Here is a 17825-nt window from a genome sequence, read left to right as displayed (position 1 = left end):
GAGGCGCCCGGTCGACCGGCGACCTTCCAGGGCTGCTCGAAGAGCAGCACCGAGATCCCCTGCGCCGGCAGCGCCGCCTGCAGGGCCAGCAGGTCGTGGGTGTCGATGCCGTTGCCCGCACCGTGGCTGAGCAGCAGGGTCGCGATCGGGGCGCGTGCCCGCCGGGTGACGAGGCGGCCGTCGCCGTACGGTGTCGGGATCGTCTGCGTGGTCACGACCTGGCCTCCATCGGGGTCTCCTCGAGCGGCAGCGGCGCGATCAGCTCCGGGCCGTTGTTGCGCACGTTGTTGACCAGCGGGCCCACCGGGTATGCCTCCAGTCGCCCCGGCAGCGCCGGCTCCAGCAGGTCCAGGGCCGCCTCGCGGGCGGGGTCGAGCCAGGCGTCCCAGCGGTCCGGCTCGACCATCAACGGCATCCGGTCGTGGATCCGGCCGAGCTCGTCCTCGGCGGTGGTGGTGATGATCGTGCAGGTCCACCACCACGCGGCCGGGTCGTCGTCGGGCCGGCCGCGGTCGCGCCAGATCTCGTAGAGCCCCGCCATCGCCAGTACGCCGTGGTCCTTCGGCCTGACGAAGAACGGCTGCTTGACCGGCTTGTCGCCGCGCACCTGCGAGCTGGCGTACCACTCGAAGTAGCCGTCGGCCGGCACCAGACAGCGTCGGGTCGCGAACGCCTTGCGGAACGCCGGCTTCTCGGTGACCGTCTCCATCCGGGCGTTGATCATCCGCGAGCCGATCGAGGGGTCCTTCGCCCACGACGGCACCAGCCCCCAGCGCAGCGTGCGCAGCTGGCGCTGCCGGGGTCGGTCCGCGCGGGCCGGGCGCTCGACGACGGCGTACACCTCGTCGGTCGGCGCGACGTTGTACGACGGCGGCAGCGGCGCGCCGATCCGCACGTCCTCGACCCCGAACTCGTCGGCGAGGTCCCGGGGATCGCTGCTGGACGCGTAGCGGCCGCACATGCGGCTCAGCCTACGGCGTACCGCTCAACCTCGGGCCAGCTCGTCGAGCAGGTGCACCGCCGAGGCGTCCGTGTCGGGCAGGCCCTCGATCCAGACCCGGTCGGCCTGCTCGGTGACCATCCGACGCAGCAGCGAGACCCGGTTGGGCAGCGAGTCGCTGCGGGGCGTCACCACGACGACCCGGCTGGCGCCGATCTGGCCGATGGTCTCGGTCCCGGAGAAGACGCTGCGAGCGGCCTGCCCCACCAGCGTCAGCCGACGTGCGACCGAGACCGGGTCGGTCAGGCCGCCGGCGTCGGTGACCACCAGCGCGTGACTGTGCGAGACGCGGTCGGCGATGGCGTCTCGGTAGAGCTCGCCGATCCGCTCCCGGATGTGCGCGTGCGTGGACAGCCCGGTCAGCGGGTCGGCACAGGACAGGCCGTGCAGGTAGCCCAGGATCGACTCGCTCCACGCCAGCGACAGGGCATGGGTCTCCTCGAAGAGCGGGTCGCGCCGGGCGACGAGCTGGGTGGTGGCGCGCAGCCCTTCCAGGCACTCGCCGAGCGAGGACCCGAGCTCCGCCTGCGTGCGACCCACCACCCAGCACGCCTCGACGGCCGGGTGCCCTGCGGCCAGCGCCTCCCCTACCGCCTCGAAGAGGGGTGGCAGCGCCACCCGCACCCTCTCGGTCAGCTCCGCGCGTGACCGCAGGTCGCCGGAGGAACCACGCCACTTCGCGAAGATCCCCACCGCATCCCTCACCACAACCCGTCGTACGACGCCCGCTGCGTCGTACGCCCATGAGACGGACGAGGGGTGTGAACGTGACGCGATCCGGGCAGAATCTTTCGAGACCACTGCACGAGTGAGGGGGAAGACCGTGGGTGAATCGCGTCATGACGCGCACGCGCGCGCGTCTCACCGGTCGTGAGCGACCTCCCCACCACGCTGCCTCCTCTCGACGAGCCCGGTGACGCCGAGCTCATCTCCGCGGTGCGCGGTGGTGACGTCGAGGCCTACGGCAAGCTCTTCGAGCGGCACGTCGACTCGGCGCGCCGGCTCGCCCGGCAGCTGGTCTCGGCCGGAGACGTCGACGACCTGGTGTCCGAGGCGTTCGCCAAGGTGCTCTCGGTACTGCAGCGCGGCGGCGGCCCGGACATCGCGTTCCGCGCCTACCTGCTCACGGCGCTGCGCCGGCTGCACGTCGACAAGCTGCGCTCCGGAGCGCGGCTGACCACCACCGACGACATGGCGGCGTTCGACCCGGGCGTGCCGTTCGAGGACACCGCCGTCAGCGGGTTCGACAACGCCGCCGCGGCCAAGGCGTTTGCCTCGCTGCCCGAGCGCTGGCAGCAGGTGCTGTGGCACACCGAGGTCGAGGGGCAGAAGCCGGCCGACATCGCGCCGCTGCTGGGAATGAGCCCCAACTCCGTCTCGGCGCTGGCCTACCGGGCCCGGGAGGGGCTGCGACAGGCGTTCGTGACCATGCACGCCCAGGAGGCGACCGACGACGTCTGCGCCGCCACCCGCGCCAACCTGGGCGCCTACCTGCGCGGCGGCATCTCCAAGCGCGACGCCGGCAAGGTGGAGGCGCACCTGCAGGGCTGCCGGGAGTGCAGCGGGATCTACCTGGAGCTGGCCGAGGTCAACAACGACCTGGGCGCCGTGCTCGCGCCGATGCTGCTCGGCTCGGCCGGCATCGGCTACCTCGCCGCCGCGCATGCTGGCGCGCTCGGCGCCAAGGCCGGAGTGCTGCTCCTCCTCGGTCGCGGCCGGGACTGGCTGCTGCACAACCCGGCGGGCCGGGCCGTCGCCGCCGGGGGCGGGGTCGTGGCCGCCGGCGTGGGCGCGGCCGGGCTGGCGCTCGGGCTGCACGGGCACTCGGCCCCGCCGGCCGCGGCGCCACGGCCGACCCCTGCCCCGAGCTCGCCGGCTCCGACCCCGTCCACGCCGCCGACCTCGCCCGCACCGAAGAAACATCACCCGGCGCCGCCGAAGGTCACGCCACCGGCGGCCGTCGTCCCCGTCGTACCCGTCGTCGCGACGCCGCCTGCTCCCGCCGCCGGCCCGGTGATCCACCACCCGCTCGCGCCGGTGGCCCTGACCTCGGCCGGGCAGCCGGTCACCATCGACCTGACCAAGGGCGCGAGCGACCCGAACGGCGACCCGCTCCGGGTGGTGTCGGCGAAGGTCGCCAAGCCGGCCCACGGCACCGTCGTCATCGACCAGGCCGACCGGGCCTCCGGCCGCGAGACGCTGAGCGCCCTCTTCGCCCGCCGAGGCGGCGGACCGACCTCGGTCACCTATACACCCCGGCCCGGCTGGCGCGGCACCGACACCATCGAGTACGTGCTCGCCGACGACCATGGCGGCACCGTCACGGGCACGGTCCGCGTCACCACGCCCAACGCCGCCCCGGTCGCCGTTGCCGACATGGTGACGGCGCCGGCGGCCTGGAGCGGGAGTACGGCGACCCCGATCGACGTACTCGCCAACGACAGCGACCCCAACGGCGACGCCCTCGCCGTCGTCGCCGTCACCCAGCCCGCGCACGGCTCGGCGCTGTTGGCCGGTGGCGCGGTCTCCTACACACCGGCTGTCGGCTACACCGGCCCGGACTCGTTCACCTACACGATCTCCGACGGCCACGGCGGCACCGCCACCGGCACCGTCCATGTCACCGTCGGGGTGCTGCCGGACCGGGCTCCGGTGGCGCGCGACGACGAGGCGGACGCCGACGCCGCCTGGTCATCGCCGTCATCGGTCGCGGTCGACGTGCTCGCCAACGACACCGACCCCGACGGCGACACCCTGAGCCTGGCGTCGGTGGGCACAGCAGCGCACGGCACCGCCTCGATCGACGACGGCGAGCTCCGGTACACCCCCGACGCGGGGTTCAGCGGTGAGGACTCCGTCGACTACGTCGTCTCCGATGGTCACGGCCTCACCGACACGGCCACCGTCCACATCACGGTGGGGCCGCTGCCGGACCGGGCGCCGGTGCCACATGACGTCACCGCCACGACGGCGTACGAGACACCGCTCGCGATCGATCTCGGCGGCCACGCGAGCGACCCCGACGGTGACGCGCTGACCTTCACGGCCGGGCGCGAGCCCTCGCACGGCGTCGTGCTGGTGTCGCCGGACGGTCACATCCTCTACACGCCCGACGCCGGCTTCGACGGGACGGACTCGTTCGGCTACACCGTCTCCGACGGTCGCGGCGAGTCGGCCAGCGCGGCGGTGACCGTCACCGTCGACCAGCCTTCCTCCGACCTGGCCATCACCTCCTCGCCGGCGAACGTAGCGGGCTACGAGCACGTCAACGTCTCGGCCACCGGGATCCCGGCGGGCCGCACCGCGACCGCCCACATCCACGTCAGCGACATCACCGGCTGGGAGCCGGGCGGCACGCACGAGCTGGGCTCCGGCGTGACCGGCTGCTCCCTGCCCGCGAGCCCCGACGGCGATCTCACCCTCACCTGCACGCTCGGCGGCAACGGCGAGATCGCGCACCTGGACTTCACGTTCTCCGCCGGCTGGAGCGTCGACATCTCGGTGTCGCCCAACGACTTCACCGACTCCGACTCCAGCGACGACAGCTTCCACCGGGACGGGTCGGTGCGGCTCGGCAGCTGACCTCCCCGAACCGACAAGTCGCAGCGAATGTCCTGGGCGGCTCACGGGCACCGGGGGGCCATGACCATCAGCCGCACCCTCGCCCGTCCGTTGCTGTCGTCGATCTTCCTGGTCGGCCCGATCCAGACGCTGCGCAACTCCTCCGGCGCGGCGAAGAAGGCCGAGCCGGTCACCGGCCCGCTCGTGCGCCTGGCGCAGCGCGCCGGCCTGCCGATCAGCCATGACCCGGAGAAGCTGGTCAAGATCAACGCCGGCATCCAGATCGCCGCCGGGTTGGCGCTCGCCACCGGCCGCTTCCCCCGACTCTCGGCCGCCGTCTTGGCAACGAGCCTCGTTCCCACCACCGTGGCCGGCCACGACTTCTGGAACGAGTCCGAGCCGGAGGCCCGCGCTACCCAGCGCCTCCAGCTCGCCAAGAACCTCTCCCTGCTCGGCGGCCTGATCATCGCCGCGGGCGATACCGACGGAAAACCCGGCATGGCCTGGCTGGCCAAGCACGCCATCGGCGACGCCCGCCGCGAGGCCGGCCACCTGGCCAGCACCGCCCGACTGGAGGGCAAGGTCGCTGCCCTGGAGACCGGCGCCGGGGCCAGCGTGCTGGGAGCCGCCGTCGCCGCCGCCGGGCAGCATGCCAAGCAGGCGATCCAGGAAGCGGCCCACCAGGTCGCCACCTCCGACACCACCCACCACCTGGCCGACAAGGCCGCGGACCTCGCCGGGACCGCCCGACAGCAGGCGCCGGTGGTGGCGGCCACCGCTCGCGAGCGGCTCTCGTCGTACGCCGAGACGGCGCGCGAGGAAGCCACCCCCGTGGTCAGGGACCTGCGCAAGCAGGCGGCTCCGGTGATGAAGGACCTGCGCAAGCAGGCCCGGCGTACCGCGAAGCAGGCGCGCAAGCGTGCCCCCCAGGTCGCGGCCGCGGCGCGCGAGCAGGCCGCCTCGATGGCCGAGACCGCCCGGGAGCAGGCCGGACCGATGCTCGAGGACCTGCGCAAGCAGGGTCGAGCGGCCGCGAAGGACGCCCGCAATGCCTACCAGAAGCGGCAGAAGGAACTGGCCAAGAAGGCCAAGCACGCCGTCGCCTGACTCGCGCTCCCTCGAAACAGCTGGGTTGGTTGCCCGACACGCCAGCGTGTCGCGGCACCAACCCAGCTGTTTTCCGGAGTGGGCACCCGCGGGCGGTCGATAGGCTGCGGGCGTGACCCAGCACCCGATCGCCGATCCCTGGCCCGCGCCGCGTGCCACCGCCCCCGTCGACGCGGTCGTCTCCCTGCCGGGCAGCAAGTCGCTGACCAACCGCGCGCTGTTGCTCGCGGCCATCGCCGAGGGGCCCTCGGTGGTACGGCGGGCGCTGCGCTCTCGCGACACCCTGCTGATGTCGCGTGCTCTCACCTCGCTGGGCTCGCCCGTCGACACGACGGGCGAGGACTGGGTCGTCACGCCGGGCACCTTCACCGCCGACGCGGCCGTCGACTGCGGGCTGGCCGGCACGGTGATGCGGTTCGTCCCGCCGGTCGCGGCACTGTCGACCGGCACGGTCTCCTTCGACGGCGACGAGCACATGCGGCAGCGCCCGGTCGGCGAGATCCTGGGCGCGCTGCGGGCGCTCGGCGTCGACGTCGCCGGCGAGCGGCTGCCGTTCACCCTGCACGGCGGCGGCGCGGTGACCGGCGGCACCGTGGTGATCGACGCCTCCGGGTCGAGCCAGTTCGTGAGTGCGCTGCTGCTCGCCGGCGCGCGCTACGAGAAGGGCGTCGACATCCGGCACGATGGCAAGCCGGTGCCCTCGCTCCCCCACATCGAGATGACCGTGGCGATGCTGCGCGAGCACGGCGTCGAGGTCGACGACAGCGAGGCCAACCGCTGGGCGGTGGCACCGGGGCCGGTGAAGGCGGCCGACCACGCCATCGAGCCCGATCTGTCCAACGCCGCGCCGTTCCTCGCGCTCGCGGCCGTCACCGGTGGCACCGTCACCGTCCGTGACTGGCCGCGCGCCACCCACCAGGCCGGCGACGCGCTGCGCGACATCCTCGCCCAGATGGGCTGCCAGGTCCGCTTCACCGCCGAGGGCCTCGCCGTGACCGGCCCGGGCGAGCTGCAGGGCGTCGACCTCGACCTGCACGACGTGGGTGAGCTGGCGCCGGCCGTCGCTGCCCTGTGCGCACTGGCGGCCACGCCCTCGCATCTGCGCGGCATCGCCCACATCCGCGGGCACGAGACCGACCGGCTGGCCGCCCTGGCCACCGAGCTGACCGGCCTCGGCGCCGACGTGGAGGAGCGCCCCGACGGGCTCGCCATCACGCCGCGGACGCTGCACGGCGGTCTGTGGCACACCTATGCCGATCACCGGATGGCCCACGCCGGCGTCATCCTGGGCGCCGTCGTCGACGGCGTCCTGGTCGAGAACGTCGCGACCACCAGCAAGACCTTCACCGACTTCGCACCGTTCTGGGCCGGGCTCTTCGCGTGACCAGCAGCCGCCGCTACTCCGACCAGGACGTCGAGCACTACGACCGTCCTCGCCGGCGTGGCAGCAGGCCGAGGACCAAGGAGCGACCGACCTACGACGACGCCGTCGACGGTGTCGTCGTCACCGTCGACCGGGGCCGCTTCACCGTGGTCGTCGGCGGACAGCAGATCTGGGCGGTCAAGGCGCGCCCGCTGGGCCGCAAGGGCGTCGTCGTCGGCGACCGCGTCCGGGTGGTGGGCGACGTCTCCGGGGCCGAGGGCAGTCTGGCCCGGATCGTGGAGGTCGAGCCGCGCACGACGGTGTTGCGCCGTACCGCCGATGACGACGACCCCGTCGAGCGCGTCGTCGTCGCCAACGCCTCGCAGCTGGTGGTGGTCACCGCGCTGGCCGACCCCGAGCCGCGGCACGGTCTGATCGATCGCGCCCTGGTGGCGGCGTACGACGCGGGCATGGCACCGCTGCTCTGCCTCACCAAGGCCGACCTGGCGGACCCGGAGACGCTGCTGGCGACGTATCGCGCGCTCGGCGTGCCATGGGTGGTCACCCGCCGCGATGACGACGGCCTCGGCGGCCTCGCCGAACTGCGTGAGCGGCTGGCCGGACGCGCCAGCGTGCTGCTGGGCCACTCGGGGGTCGGAAAGTCGACACTGGTCAACGCGCTGGTGCCCGACGCCGGGCGCGAGGTCGGGCAGGTCAACGCCGTCACGGGTCGCGGTCGGCACACCTCGACCTCCGCGCTGATGCTGCCGCTGCCCGGCGCCGACGACACGCCCGACGGGTGGATCATCGACACCCCCGGGATCCGCTCGTTCGGGCTGGCGCACGTCCAGCCCGAGCACCTGATCGAGGCGTTCCCCGACCTCGACGAGATGACCGAGGACTGCCCGCGCGGCTGCACCCACGCCGCCGACGAGCCGGAGTGCGGCCTCGACGAGGCGGTCGCTCGCGGCGAGGCGGACCCGGACCGGGTGGCGTCCTTCCGGCGGCTGCTCGACGCGCGCTCGGTCCCGCCGTACCTCGTCTAAGGGCCTTTCCAAACTGTCACCGTGACACTCTGCGTCGAGAGTGACAGTTGCAAACTGTCACTGCTGGCGCGAACTGTCACGGTGACACTTTGGGCACCGGGGTACGCCGACCTACTGACCCCAGGCGGCCCTGGCGCCCGCGTCGCCGGTGAGTACGCAGAGCACCCCGACCGCGACGGCGCCGATGACGAGCAGGGCCGAGCCGATCCAGGTCAGCCAGCCGGGGAGCCGGCCACGCAGGACTGTCATCACGACGACGACCCCGGCCAGCACGTAGGTCGCGAAGGCGAGCTTGCCCGCCAGGTCCTCGTGATGCTGGATGCGCTGCGCCAGTACCCCGGTGGCCGTCGCGAACCGGTCGTGCTTGAGTGAGTCGCCGGTCGCGCCGGTGAACCACACCAGCACCGCCGAGACCACGGCGAGCACCGCCAGCGGCCAGCGCAGCGCCGACTGCCAGCGCGGACGCAGGTAGGCCACCGACAGGATCGCGAGCGCCAGCAGGGCGATCACGGTGGCATGGATGACCAGGGGGTGCAGCGGAAGACCGTTGACCGTCATGAGTTGAAGATTGCATCACCGACCTGACAAAGACCTGAGGGCCGACCCGGAGGTTCTAGGCTGAGCCCGTGGCGACCGACTACACCGACGACCTGCGCCTGGCCCATCTGCTGGCCGACGACGCGGACTCGATCAGCTCCGACCGGTTCAAGGCGATGGATCTGCACGTCATGACCAAGCCCGACCTGACCCCGGTCAGCGACGCCGACCAGGCGGTCGAGGAGTCGATCAGGCGCACCCTGTCGAAGGCGCGCAGCCGCGACGCGGTCACCGGGGAGGAGGAGGGCTCCTCGGGCACCTCCGCCCGGCGCTGGATCATCGACCCGATCGACGGCACCAAGAACTACGTCCGCGGCGTGCCCGTCTGGGCCACCCTGATCGCGCTCGCGGTCGAGGACGAGGTGGTCATGTCGGTGGTCTCGGCTCCCCAGCTCGGGCGGCGCTGGTGGGCGAGCAAGGGCCAGGGCAGCTGGACGGGCAAGTCGCTGATGAAGGCGACCCGCAACCAGGTCTCCGACGTACGCCGCCTGGAGGACGCCTCCCTCGCCTACGCCTCGCTGCACGGCTGGGAGGAGCGCGACCGGCTCGACGACTTCATGGCGCTGATGCGGCGGTGCTGGCGCACCCGCGGGTACGGCGACTTCTGGTCCTACATGCTGGTCGCCGAGGGCGCCGTCGACCTCGCGGCCGAGCCGGAGCTGGAGGTCTACGACATGGCCGCGCTGGTGCCGATCGTGACCGAGGCGGGCGGCACGTTCACCTCGCTCGACGGCGTCGAGGGGCCGTGGGGCGGCAACGCGCTGGCCTCCAACACCCACCTGCACGACGCCGCGCTGTCCTTCCTGGGCAGCGTGCCCGACGGCGACGACCCGGATTGGCCGACGCACGGGCCCGGCTCGGTCACGCCGTTCCGGCGCCCCTGAGCGGACCCTGAGCGGACCCTGACCGGCCTCAGAGCCGATCCGCACCAGGCTCGCCGCGGTGCGCGCCCGGCGTCGGGCGCCGCTCGTCCGCGGCCGTCGTCGGCTGGTACCCGTCCGCCTCGTGATCGACGGCGGGGTCGAGCCGGTCGGCCTCGCGGATCCGATCCTCGTGGGTGGCCTCCTCCTGGGCCAACGCGGTCTTCGCTGCGTCGGCCTCACGCTGTGTCCGCTCCGCCTCCAGTCGGGCGGCATCGGCACGCGCCTCCGCCTCGCGTGCCTCCAGCCGATCCTGACCGATGTCGCGGGCGTGAGATCGGGCCTCGTCGCGCAGACCCGCCGCGCGAGCGGTCATCTTCCGCCGGTGCTGCGCGCGCCACGCCGCCAGTGCCAACAGCACCACGACGACGATGACGATCGCGATGACGATCCATCCGATGGTGGACATGTCCCTCTCCTCTGTTCGTCCCGTCCCGGCCCACCGGTATCCCACCGGGACGGTTTGCGCACCTCCCGCCGCGGAGACCGGCCCAGGGTGGACACCTTCCCCTCGGCGAACGTCGACCTCACCGTCGACGGCATCACCCACCGCATCGCGGTCGACCCGCGCACCACGCTGCTCGACGCGCTGCGCGAGCGGCTCGGCCACGCCTCGCCCAAGAAGGGCTGCGACCACGGTCAGTGCGGATCGTGCACCGTCCTGCTCGACGGCCGGCAACATCTGACCTGCCTGGCCCTCGCGCTCTCCTACGACGGCGCCGAGATCACCACCGCCGCCGGCCTCGGCGCGGAGGGCATGCACCCGGTGCAGCAGGCGTTCCTCGACCACGACGGCTATCAGTGCGGCTACTGCACCCCGGGGCAGGTGTGCTCCGCGGTCGGCATGCTCGACGAGGCCGCCCAGGGCCAGCCGAGCCATGTCACCGAGGACCTCTCCCGGCCCACGACCCTCGAGGACCTGACCGACGCCGAGATCCGGGAGCGGATGAGCGGCAACCTCTGCCGCTGTGGCGCGTACGTCGGGATCCTCGACGCCATCCGCGAGGCGGCCGGCGGATGAGGGAGCACGCCTACCTCCGACCCAGCGACCCGGCCCAGGCCGTCGCCGCGGTGACCGCCGATCCCGATGCCAGCTTCCTGGCCGGCGGGACCAACCTGGTGGACCACCTCAAGCTCGGCATCGCCGCACCCGGTCTGCTGGTCGACGTACGCCATCTGCCGCTGGACGCGGTGGAGGAGACCGACGACGGACTCCGTGTCGGCGCGAACGTGCTCAACAGCGACCTGGCCGCCGACCGGGCCGTGCGGGAGCGATGGCCGGTCGTGTCGCGAGCCCTGCTCGCCGGGGCCTCCGGCCAGATCCGCCACCAGGCGACCACGGCCGGCAACCTGCTCCAGCGGACCCGATGCGTCTACTTCCAGGACCGCACCACCCCGTGCAACAAGCGGGACCCGGGGTCGGGGTGCTCGGCCGACGACGACCGGGCCTATGGCCGCTACAACGCCGTTCTCGGCGCCAGCGACCAGTGCGTCGCGGTCCATCCCTCCGACCTCGCGGTCGCGCTGGTCGCCTGCGACGCGGTCGTCCAGGTGCTCGGGGAGGCCGGGTCGCGCGAGCTTCCGCTCGAGGATCTGCACCGGCTGCCGGGCGCCGAGCCGCACCGCGACACCACGCTGGCCCACGGCGAGCTGATCACCGGCGTCGTCCTGCCCAGGTCGGTCACCTCGGCACGATCCACCTACGTCAAGGTCCGCGATCGCGCCTCGTTCGCCTTCGCCCTGGTCTCGGTGGCGGCGGGGATCGACCTGGACCCGGGGACGGGGACGGTCCGCGACGTCCGACTCGCGTGGGGTGGCGTCGCACACCGACCGTGGCGAGCACGCGCCGCCGAGGACGCCCTGAGGGGCGCCGCCCTGAGCGAGTCGACGATCCGATCGGCCGTCGCCGCCGAGCTGGAACAGGCCCGGCCCGCTCCCGGAGCCGCCTACAAGCTGGCGATGCTGCGCAACGCGACCGTGCTCGCCCTGAGCCGACTGGTGCCGGCGCTCGCCGTCGACCTCGACCGACCCGAGGAGGACCGGTGACCGAGGTGCGCCCCGAGACGGTCACCGCCCGGTCGATGGGCACGTCACTGGATCGGGTCGACGGCGCCGAGAAGGTCACCGGGCAGGCGGCGTACGCCGCCGACCAGCACCCGGCCGAGACACCAGGACGGCCGCTGTCGTTGTGGCTGGTGCAGTCGACCGTGGCCCGTGGCCGCGTGCTGACCATCGACGACACCGCGGCGCTGGACCACCCCGGTGTCGTGGCCGTGATCGACCACACCAGCGCGCCGCGGCTCGTGGACGTCTCCAACGGCGAGCTGGCCATCCTGCAGGACGACCGGATCGGCTTCCGCGGGCAGATCGTGGCACTGGTCCTCGCCGAGAGCGTGGAGGCCGCCCGTGAGGGCGCGCGCCTGGTCGAGGTGGTCGAGGAGCCGCAGGAGTTCGAGGCCGAGCTGCGCGAGGACAACGCGACGTACCGGCCCGAGAAGGTCAACCCGGCCAAGGAGACCGACACCGAGACCGGCGACGTGGACGCGGGCCTGGCCGAGGCGGAGATCCTCGTGGAGGCGACCTACCGCACGGCCTACGAGCACAACAGTCCGATGGAGCCGCACGCCACCACGGCCTGGTGGGGACGCGACGAGGACGGGGCCGAGACCCTGACGCTGTTCGACTCGACCCAGGGTGTGCACGGCGTGGCGAACGCGTTGGCGCCGATGCTGGGCGTCGAGAAGCACCAGGTCCGGGTGATGGCGCCGTACGTCGGCGGCGGCTTCGGCAGCAAGGGCGAGGCACACGCGCACGTGATGGCCACGGTGCTGGCGGCCCGGGTCGCCAGTGGACGCCCGGTGCGGTTGGCGGTGACCCGCCAGCAGATGTTCGACCTGACCGGCTATCGCACCGCGACCATCTCCCACTTTCGTCTCGGCGCCCGCGCCGACGGCACCCTGACGGCGATCGAGCACGAGGCCCAGGAGCAGACCTCCCGACTGCGCGAGTTCGCCGAGCAGACCGCCTCCCCGACCCGGATGATGTACGCCGCACCGCACCGACGGACCAGCCATCGGCTGGCGGTGCTCGACGTGGCGGTGCCGTCGTGGATGCGGGCGCCGGGCGAGATGCCGGGCATGTTCGCCCACGAGGTGGCCATGGACGAGCTCGCGCAGGCGTGCCGGCTGGACCCGATCGAGCTGCGTCGGCGCAACGAGCCCGCGGTGGACCCCGAGACCGGGCTGCCGTTCGACAGCCGGCGGCTGATGGACTGCTTCGACCGCGGCGCCGACCGCTTCGGCTGGACGCCGGGCCCGCGGCGCCCGGGCACCCGCCGAGACGGCGAGTGGTGGGTCGGCACCGGCGTCGCCTCTGCCACCTATCCCGCGATGCGCATGCCCGGCAACGTGGCGCGGGTGGAGTCCCTCGGGGAGGGGCGCTACCGGGTGTCGATCGGGGCGGTCGACATCGGCACCGGCGCCCGCACCGTGCTCACCCAGATCGCCGCGGACGCGCTCGGAGTCGAGGCGTCCTGCATCGACCTGCGCATCGCCGACACCGCCCTGCCGATGGCGACCGTGGCGGGCGGCTCCTCGGGCACCAGCTCGTGGGGGTCGACGATCGTGGCGGCCGCCCAGCGGTTCCGGGCCGACCACGGCGCCGAACCCGCTGCGGGCCTGCGCGCCGAGGCCTCCGCGGTGCGCGGTGACGAGGCGGAGCGGTTCTCCTTCCACTCCTTCGGCGCGGTCTTCGCCGAGGTACGGGTCCACCGCTACACCGGCGAGCTGCGGGTGCCGCGACTGCTCGGGGTCTACAACGTGGGACGGGTGATCAACCCGAGGACCGCGCGCTCGCAGTTCCTCGGCGGGCTGGTCATGGGATTGTCGGCCGCGCTCTTCGAGGAGTCGATGCGCGACCCGAGGTTCGGTCACGTCGTCACGCGCGACCTCGCGACGTACCACGTGGCGAGCCATGCCGACGTGCAGGGCGTCGAGGCCGAGTGGCTCGACGACGAGACCCCGACCTTCACCCCGATGGGCTCGCGCGGCATCGGCGAGATCGGCATCGTCGGCACCGCCGCGGCGGTCGCCAACGCCGCGCACGACGCCACCGGGGTGCGGATCCGGGAGATCCCGGTCACCGCCGACCGGTTCGTCCGCTGAGCGGTCCTACCAGGGCAGCCCGTCGTCGTACGACGCCTCGTCGGCGACCCTCACCGCCTGACCGCCCAGCTCCACCACGTCACCGTGGTGGAGCTGGCGGCCGCGCCGGGTCTCGACCTCGCCGTTGACGAGCACCAGGCCGTCGGCGATCACCGGCTTGGCCTCGGCGCCGGATTCGACGAGGTTGGCGAGCTTGAGGAACTGCCCGAGCCGGATCGACTCGTCGCGAATCGGGACGTCCTGGGGCGCTGGACCCGCTGGCAAGGTCAGGCCACGCCGAGCAGGTCGACGACGAAGATGAGCGTCTCCCCCGGCTTGATCACGCCGCCGGCACCGCGGTCGCCGTAGCCCAGGTGCGGCGGGATGACGAGCTGGCGGCGACCGCCCACCTTCATCCCCTGCACGCCCTGGTCCCAGCCGGCGATGACCTGGCCGACGCCGAGGCGGAAGCGCAGCGGCTCGCCCCGGTTGTACGACGCGTCGAACTCCTCGCCGCTGCTGTGCGCGACCCCGACGTAGTGCACCGTGACGGTCTTGCCGGCGGTCGCCTCCTCGCCGTCCCCCTCGGTGAGGTCGGTGACGACGAGGTCGGTGGGCGGGGTCGGGTCGACGAAGTCGATCTCGGGCTTCTCAGACATGCGGACCAGCCTAGCCAGGGCCGTCACAGCAGCACCGCCACCGCATGGATCAGCACGCCGACCAGACCGCCGACCAGGGTGCCGTTGATCCTGATGAACTGCAGGTCTCGGCCCACGTGCAGCTCGATCCGGCGAGAGGCCTCCCGGCCGTCCCAGCGCTCGATGGTGTGGGTGATGACGGAGGTGGCCTCGGCGCCGTACCGCTGGACGACGTAGACGACCGCGTCGGAGGCGAGCGCGTCGAGCCGTTCGCGCAGCGCGTCGTCGGCCAGCAGTCGCCGGCCGAACCGGGTCGCCTCCGCGACCAGCCGGGCGCGCAGCGCGCCGTCGCGCTCCTGCAGCGCGCTGGTCAGCGCCCGCCGGAACGCGTCCCACAGCCCGATCGAGGTCTCGATCACCTGCGGATGGGCCAGCAGCCGCTCCTTGAGCTGCTCGGCGCGCTGCTGCGTCTCGGGGTCGTGCTGCAGATTGTCGGCGAGCTCGGCGAGCAGCTTGTCGATGGCGATCCGGGCGCGGTGGCCGGGGTCGTCGCGGATGTCGGCGACCCAGCGCACGATCTCGACATGGATGCGGGCCGCGGCCGGGTCGCGCAGCGCCGGCGGCACCCACCACGGCGCGCGCTCACCCAGGACGTCGGTGACAGTCTCCTGGTTGGCCGCCAGCCAGTCGTGCAGCTCGACCAGGGCCAGGTCGACCAGGCCGTGGTGCAGGTCGTCGGCGAGGGCGCCCTCCAGCGCCCCGCCGAGCAGTGGGGCCACCGGCTCCTCGCGCAGCCGTGGCACCAGCACGACGTTGACCAGCTCGGCGATGTGGTCGTCGCGCACCCGGCGCAGCGCCGCCGCGGCCACGGTCGCAGCCTCGTCGACCAGTGCCCGGGCGCTGCGCTCCTGACTGAGCCAGGTGCCGACCCGCAGCGCCGGCTGCACCACCGCGATCCGCTCGCGCAGCACCTCCTCGGAGAGGAAGTTCTCCCCCACGAACTCCTCCAGGCTGTGCCCGATGTCGTCCTTGCGGCGCGGGATCAGCGCGGTGTGCGGGATCGGCAGGCCGAGCGGGTGCTTGAACAGCGCCGTGACGGCGAACCAGTCCGCCATCGCACCGACCATCGAGGCCTCGGCGCCGGCGTTGACGAAGCCGAGGAAGCCGCTCCGCTTCAGGGTCACGACGAAGACGACCGCGGCCAGCACCAGCAGCGACGTGGCGACGGTGCGCATCCGGCGCAGGGCCTGGCGTCGTACCGCGTCCGCGGAGGTGTCGATGATCGGGCCGGACGCTCCGGCTCCCTGGGCCATGTGCTGATTCTGCCGGGTCCCCGGTGACATGGGAGACTCCCGCGCATGCCACGCACCGTGATCACGTTCGGCACGTTCGACGTCTTCCACGTCGGTCATCTGCGGATGATCGAGCGCGCGGCGCAGTACGGCGACCGGCTCGTGGTCGGCGTGAGCGCCGACGAGCTCAACCGGCGCAAGAAGGATCGCGACCCGGTCTTCAGCCAGGCCGAGCGGCTCGCGATCGTGGCCGCGCTCAAGCCCGTCGACGAGGTCTTCCTCGAGGAGAGCCTGGAGCTCAAGCGGCACTACATCCTCACCTACCACGCCGACGTGCTGGTGATGGGCGACGACTGGGCGGGGCGCTTCGACGAGTTCGGCGACGTGTGCGAGGTGGTCTACCTGCCGCGTACGCCGGCCATCTCCACCACCGCCCTGATCGAGAAGATCGCCAGCGTCTGACCGGAATGCCACGCCCCTGCGGCTGGTTCATCCTTCAACTTCTGCTGACCAGTCGAGAAGAGGAACCATGGCAAGGATCGTGATCTTCGGCGGGACCGGGTATGCCGGCGGCAACATCGCCGCCGAGGCGGTCAAGCGCGGGCACAGCGTCGTCTCGTACTCCCGCAGCCTGCCCGAGCAGCCCCTGCCGGGCGTCGAATACCGGACCGGCTCCATCACCGACACCCACGTGCTCGGCCACGCCGGCGAGGAGGCCGACGAGCTGGTCGTGGCCACGCACGGCGCGGACGTGTCCGGCCAGAAGCTCGTCGACGTCCTCCCGAAGCTGGTCGCCACCGCGCTCGCCCACGATGCCCGACTCTCCTTCGTCGGCGGCGCGGGCTCCTCGCTGGTCGCCGAGGGCGGACCGCGGCTGATCGACACCCCGGACTTCCAGGAGGAGTGGAAGCCAGAGGCGGCCGCACACGCCGAGGTCCTCGACGCGCTCTACCGCACGCCCGAGCAGCTGCGCTGGTTCTACGTCTCCCCCGCGGCGCTGTTCGGCGCCTGGGCGCCCGGTGAGACCACCGGCAGCTACCGCACCGGCGGTGACCTGCTGGTCACCAAGGAGGACGGCAGCTCGGAGATCTCAGGCACCGACTTCGCCACGGCGTACGTCGACGAGATCGAGCAGTCGAACCATCCACGCCGTCGCTTCACCGTCGGGCACTGAACACGGAAAGGCGCGGCCGGAGACCGATGTGATGTCGAAAACGTCTATGGTGGCCACCATCACCTACTGATTCGACACGAAATCGGGCCGCGCGATGAGCATCAGCACCGACCTGGACAGCCGCACCTTCGACCTCGACCGGGCACACGTCTTCCACTCCTGGTCCGCCCAGGGAGCGCTCGTGCCGCTGGTCCTGGCCGGCGGCAGCGGCAGCCGGGTGTGGGATCACGCGGGCCGTACCTGGCTGGACTTCTCCAGCCAGCTGGTCAACACCAACATCGGGCACCAGCACCCCGCGGTAGTGGCGGCGATCAAGGCGCAGGCCGACCTGCTGACCACCATCGCACCGGCCACGGCCAACCTCACCCGCGGCGAGGCGGCGGCCCGGATCGTCGACGTGGCACCCGAAGGGTTCCACAAGGTGTTCTTCACCAACGGCGGCGCCGACGCCAACGAGAACGCGATCCGGATGGCGCGCCTGGTCACCGGCCGCGACAAGGTGGTCTCGCACTACCGCAGCTATCACGGCAACACGGGCGCCGCGATCGTCGCGACCGGCGACTGGCGCCGCTCGGCCGGCAACGAGTTCGCCCGCGGCCACGTGCACTTCTTCGGCCCGTACCTCTACCGCAGCGAGTTCTGGGCGACGACGCCGGAGGAGGAGTCGGCCCGGGCGCTGCACCACCTCGAGCGCGTCATCCAGTCCGAGGGCCCCGACTCGATCGCCGCGATCCTGTTCGAGGCGGTGCCCGGCACGGCCGGCATCCTCGTGCCGCCGCCGGGCTACCTCGCGGGCGTGCGCGAGATCGCCGACCGGTACGGGATCCTCCTCGTCATCGACGAGGTCATGGCCGGGTTCGGCCGCACCGGCAGCTGGCTCGCCCACGAGCAGGACGGGGTCGTGCCCGACCTCATCACGTTCGCGAAGGGCGTCAACTCGGGCTACGTCCCCGTCGGCGGCGTGATGATCTCCGGGCCGATCGCG

The 17825-nt window shown here is 72.6% G+C and carries 18 protein-coding genes and 1 pseudogene; 11 read left to right on the top strand and 8 right to left on the bottom strand.

Annotation, left to right across the window (positions count from 1 at the left end; all coding sequences use genetic code 11):
• The 3 genes and pseudogenes from VHA72_RS16185 to VHA72_RS16175 form a co-directional block, all read right to left on the bottom strand.
• A pseudogene (locus tag VHA72_RS16185) lies at nt 1-215 on the bottom strand (hydrolase); the annotation flags it as partial.
• The gene (locus VHA72_RS16180; RefSeq protein ID WP_325577071.1) at nt 212-961 is read right to left on the bottom strand and encodes an SOS response-associated peptidase; all 750 of its coding nucleotides are present in this window, start codon (nt 959-961) and stop codon (nt 212-214) included. The gene VHA72_RS16180 and the pseudogene VHA72_RS16185, both read right to left, overlap by 4 nt.
• Before the next feature lie 24 nt (nt 962-985).
• A complete protein-coding gene (locus VHA72_RS16175) occupies nt 986-1618 on the bottom strand; it encodes a hypothetical protein (protein ID WP_325577069.1) in 633 nt (210 codons plus the stop codon).
• Between the two features lie 252 nt (nt 1619-1870).
• On the opposite strand from VHA72_RS16175, the gene VHA72_RS16170 reads away from it, so the two are divergent.
• The 4 genes from VHA72_RS16170 to rsgA all read left to right on the top strand — a co-directional run bounded on the left by VHA72_RS16170 (nt 1871) and on the right by rsgA (nt 8077).
• Complete coding sequence (locus VHA72_RS16170) at nt 1871-4582, top strand: sigma-70 family RNA polymerase sigma factor (RefSeq protein WP_325577067.1); 2712 nt, start codon at nt 1871-1873, stop codon at nt 4580-4582.
• Nucleotides 4583-4642: 60 nt separating this feature from the next.
• Nucleotides 4643-5668, top strand: a complete 1026-nt coding sequence (locus VHA72_RS16165; protein WP_325577065.1) for a DoxX family protein — start codon at nt 4643-4645, stop codon at nt 5666-5668.
• A gap of 112 nt (nt 5669-5780) precedes the next feature.
• Entirely contained in the window at nt 5781-7052 is a 1272-nt protein-coding gene (gene aroA, locus VHA72_RS16160; protein ID WP_325577063.1) for a 3-phosphoshikimate 1-carboxyvinyltransferase, read from the top strand.
• Nucleotides 7049-8077 (top strand): ribosome small subunit-dependent GTPase A, encoded by a 1029-nt coding sequence (gene rsgA, locus VHA72_RS16155; protein WP_325577061.1) that lies wholly within the window; start codon nt 7049-7051, stop codon nt 8075-8077. Before aroA ends, rsgA begins: the two co-directional genes overlap by 4 nt.
• Before the next feature lie 111 nt (nt 8078-8188).
• On the opposite strand, the gene VHA72_RS16150 is transcribed toward rsgA, so the two are convergent.
• Nucleotides 8189-8635 (bottom strand): DUF2231 domain-containing protein, encoded by a 447-nt coding sequence (locus VHA72_RS16150; RefSeq protein WP_325577059.1) that lies wholly within the window; start codon nt 8633-8635, stop codon nt 8189-8191.
• A gap of 68 nt (nt 8636-8703) precedes the next feature.
• On the opposite strand from VHA72_RS16150, the gene hisN reads away from it, so the two are divergent.
• Nucleotides 8704-9558, top strand: a complete 855-nt coding sequence (gene hisN / locus VHA72_RS16145; RefSeq protein ID WP_325577058.1) for a histidinol-phosphatase — start codon at nt 8704-8706, stop codon at nt 9556-9558.
• Between the two features lie 28 nt (nt 9559-9586).
• Here the strand turns inward: hisN and VHA72_RS16140 are convergent, their stop codons facing one another.
• Nucleotides 9587-10003, bottom strand: a complete 417-nt coding sequence (locus VHA72_RS16140; RefSeq protein ID WP_325577056.1) for a hypothetical protein — start codon at nt 10001-10003, stop codon at nt 9587-9589.
• Between the two features lie 87 nt (nt 10004-10090).
• On the opposite strand from VHA72_RS16140, the gene VHA72_RS16135 reads away from it, so the two are divergent.
• Genes VHA72_RS16135 through VHA72_RS16125 form a run of 3 tightly spaced genes read left to right on the top strand, consistent with a single transcriptional unit; the run spans nt 10091 to nt 13757 of the window.
• Nucleotides 10091-10615 (top strand): 2Fe-2S iron-sulfur cluster-binding protein, encoded by a 525-nt coding sequence (locus VHA72_RS16135; RefSeq protein ID WP_325577054.1) that lies wholly within the window; start codon nt 10091-10093, stop codon nt 10613-10615.
• Nucleotides 10612-11640: an FAD binding domain-containing protein gene (locus VHA72_RS16130; protein WP_325577052.1), complete on the top strand. Its 1029-nt coding sequence runs from the start codon at nt 10612-10614 to the stop codon at nt 11638-11640. The genes VHA72_RS16135 and VHA72_RS16130 overlap by 4 nt, the downstream gene beginning before the upstream one ends.
• Nucleotides 11637-13757, top strand: coding sequence for a xanthine dehydrogenase family protein molybdopterin-binding subunit (locus VHA72_RS16125; RefSeq protein WP_325577050.1), 2121 nt, complete (start codon nt 11637-11639; stop codon nt 13755-13757). Before VHA72_RS16130 ends, VHA72_RS16125 begins: the two co-directional genes overlap by 4 nt.
• 6 nt (nt 13758-13763) lie before the next feature.
• Here VHA72_RS16125 and VHA72_RS16120 read toward each other — a convergent pair whose 3' ends face one another.
• Genes VHA72_RS16120 through VHA72_RS16110 form a run of 3 tightly spaced genes read right to left on the bottom strand, consistent with a single transcriptional unit; the run spans nt 13764 to nt 15687 of the window.
• On the bottom strand, nt 13764-14021 hold the full coding sequence (locus VHA72_RS16120; RefSeq protein ID WP_414689808.1) for an RNA-binding S4 domain-containing protein: 258 nt from the start codon (nt 14019-14021) through the stop codon (nt 13764-13766).
• A gap of 2 nt (nt 14022-14023) precedes the next feature.
• On the bottom strand, nt 14024-14395 hold the full coding sequence (locus VHA72_RS16115; protein ID WP_325577048.1) for an FKBP-type peptidyl-prolyl cis-trans isomerase: 372 nt from the start codon (nt 14393-14395) through the stop codon (nt 14024-14026).
• Between the two features lie 23 nt (nt 14396-14418).
• Nucleotides 14419-15687: a DUF445 domain-containing protein gene (locus tag VHA72_RS16110; RefSeq protein ID WP_325577046.1), complete on the bottom strand. Its 1269-nt coding sequence runs from the start codon at nt 15685-15687 to the stop codon at nt 14419-14421.
• A 45-nt stretch (nt 15688-15732) separates the two neighbouring features.
• Here VHA72_RS16110 and VHA72_RS16105 point away from each other — a divergent pair, with 45 nt between their 5' ends.
• The 3 genes from VHA72_RS16105 to VHA72_RS16095 form a co-directional block, all read left to right on the top strand.
• Nucleotides 15733-16128, top strand: a complete 396-nt coding sequence (locus VHA72_RS16105; protein WP_325577044.1) for an FAD synthase family protein — start codon at nt 15733-15735, stop codon at nt 16126-16128.
• A gap of 67 nt (nt 16129-16195) precedes the next feature.
• A complete protein-coding gene (locus VHA72_RS16100; RefSeq protein ID WP_325577042.1) occupies nt 16196-16840 on the top strand; it encodes an NAD(P)-dependent oxidoreductase in 645 nt (214 codons plus the stop codon).
• Nucleotides 16841-16934: 94 nt separating this feature from the next.
• On the top strand, nt 16935-17825 hold an 891-nt coding region (locus VHA72_RS16095), incomplete at its 3' end, for an aminotransferase class III-fold pyridoxal phosphate-dependent enzyme (RefSeq protein ID WP_325577040.1).

The sequence above is a fragment of the Nocardioides sp. genome (assembly GCF_035547795.1).
In the GTDB taxonomy this organism is placed as follows: Bacteria; Actinomycetota; Actinomycetes; order Propionibacteriales; family Nocardioidaceae; genus Nocardioides.
This window is presented reverse-complemented; position numbering and strand designations above follow the sequence as displayed.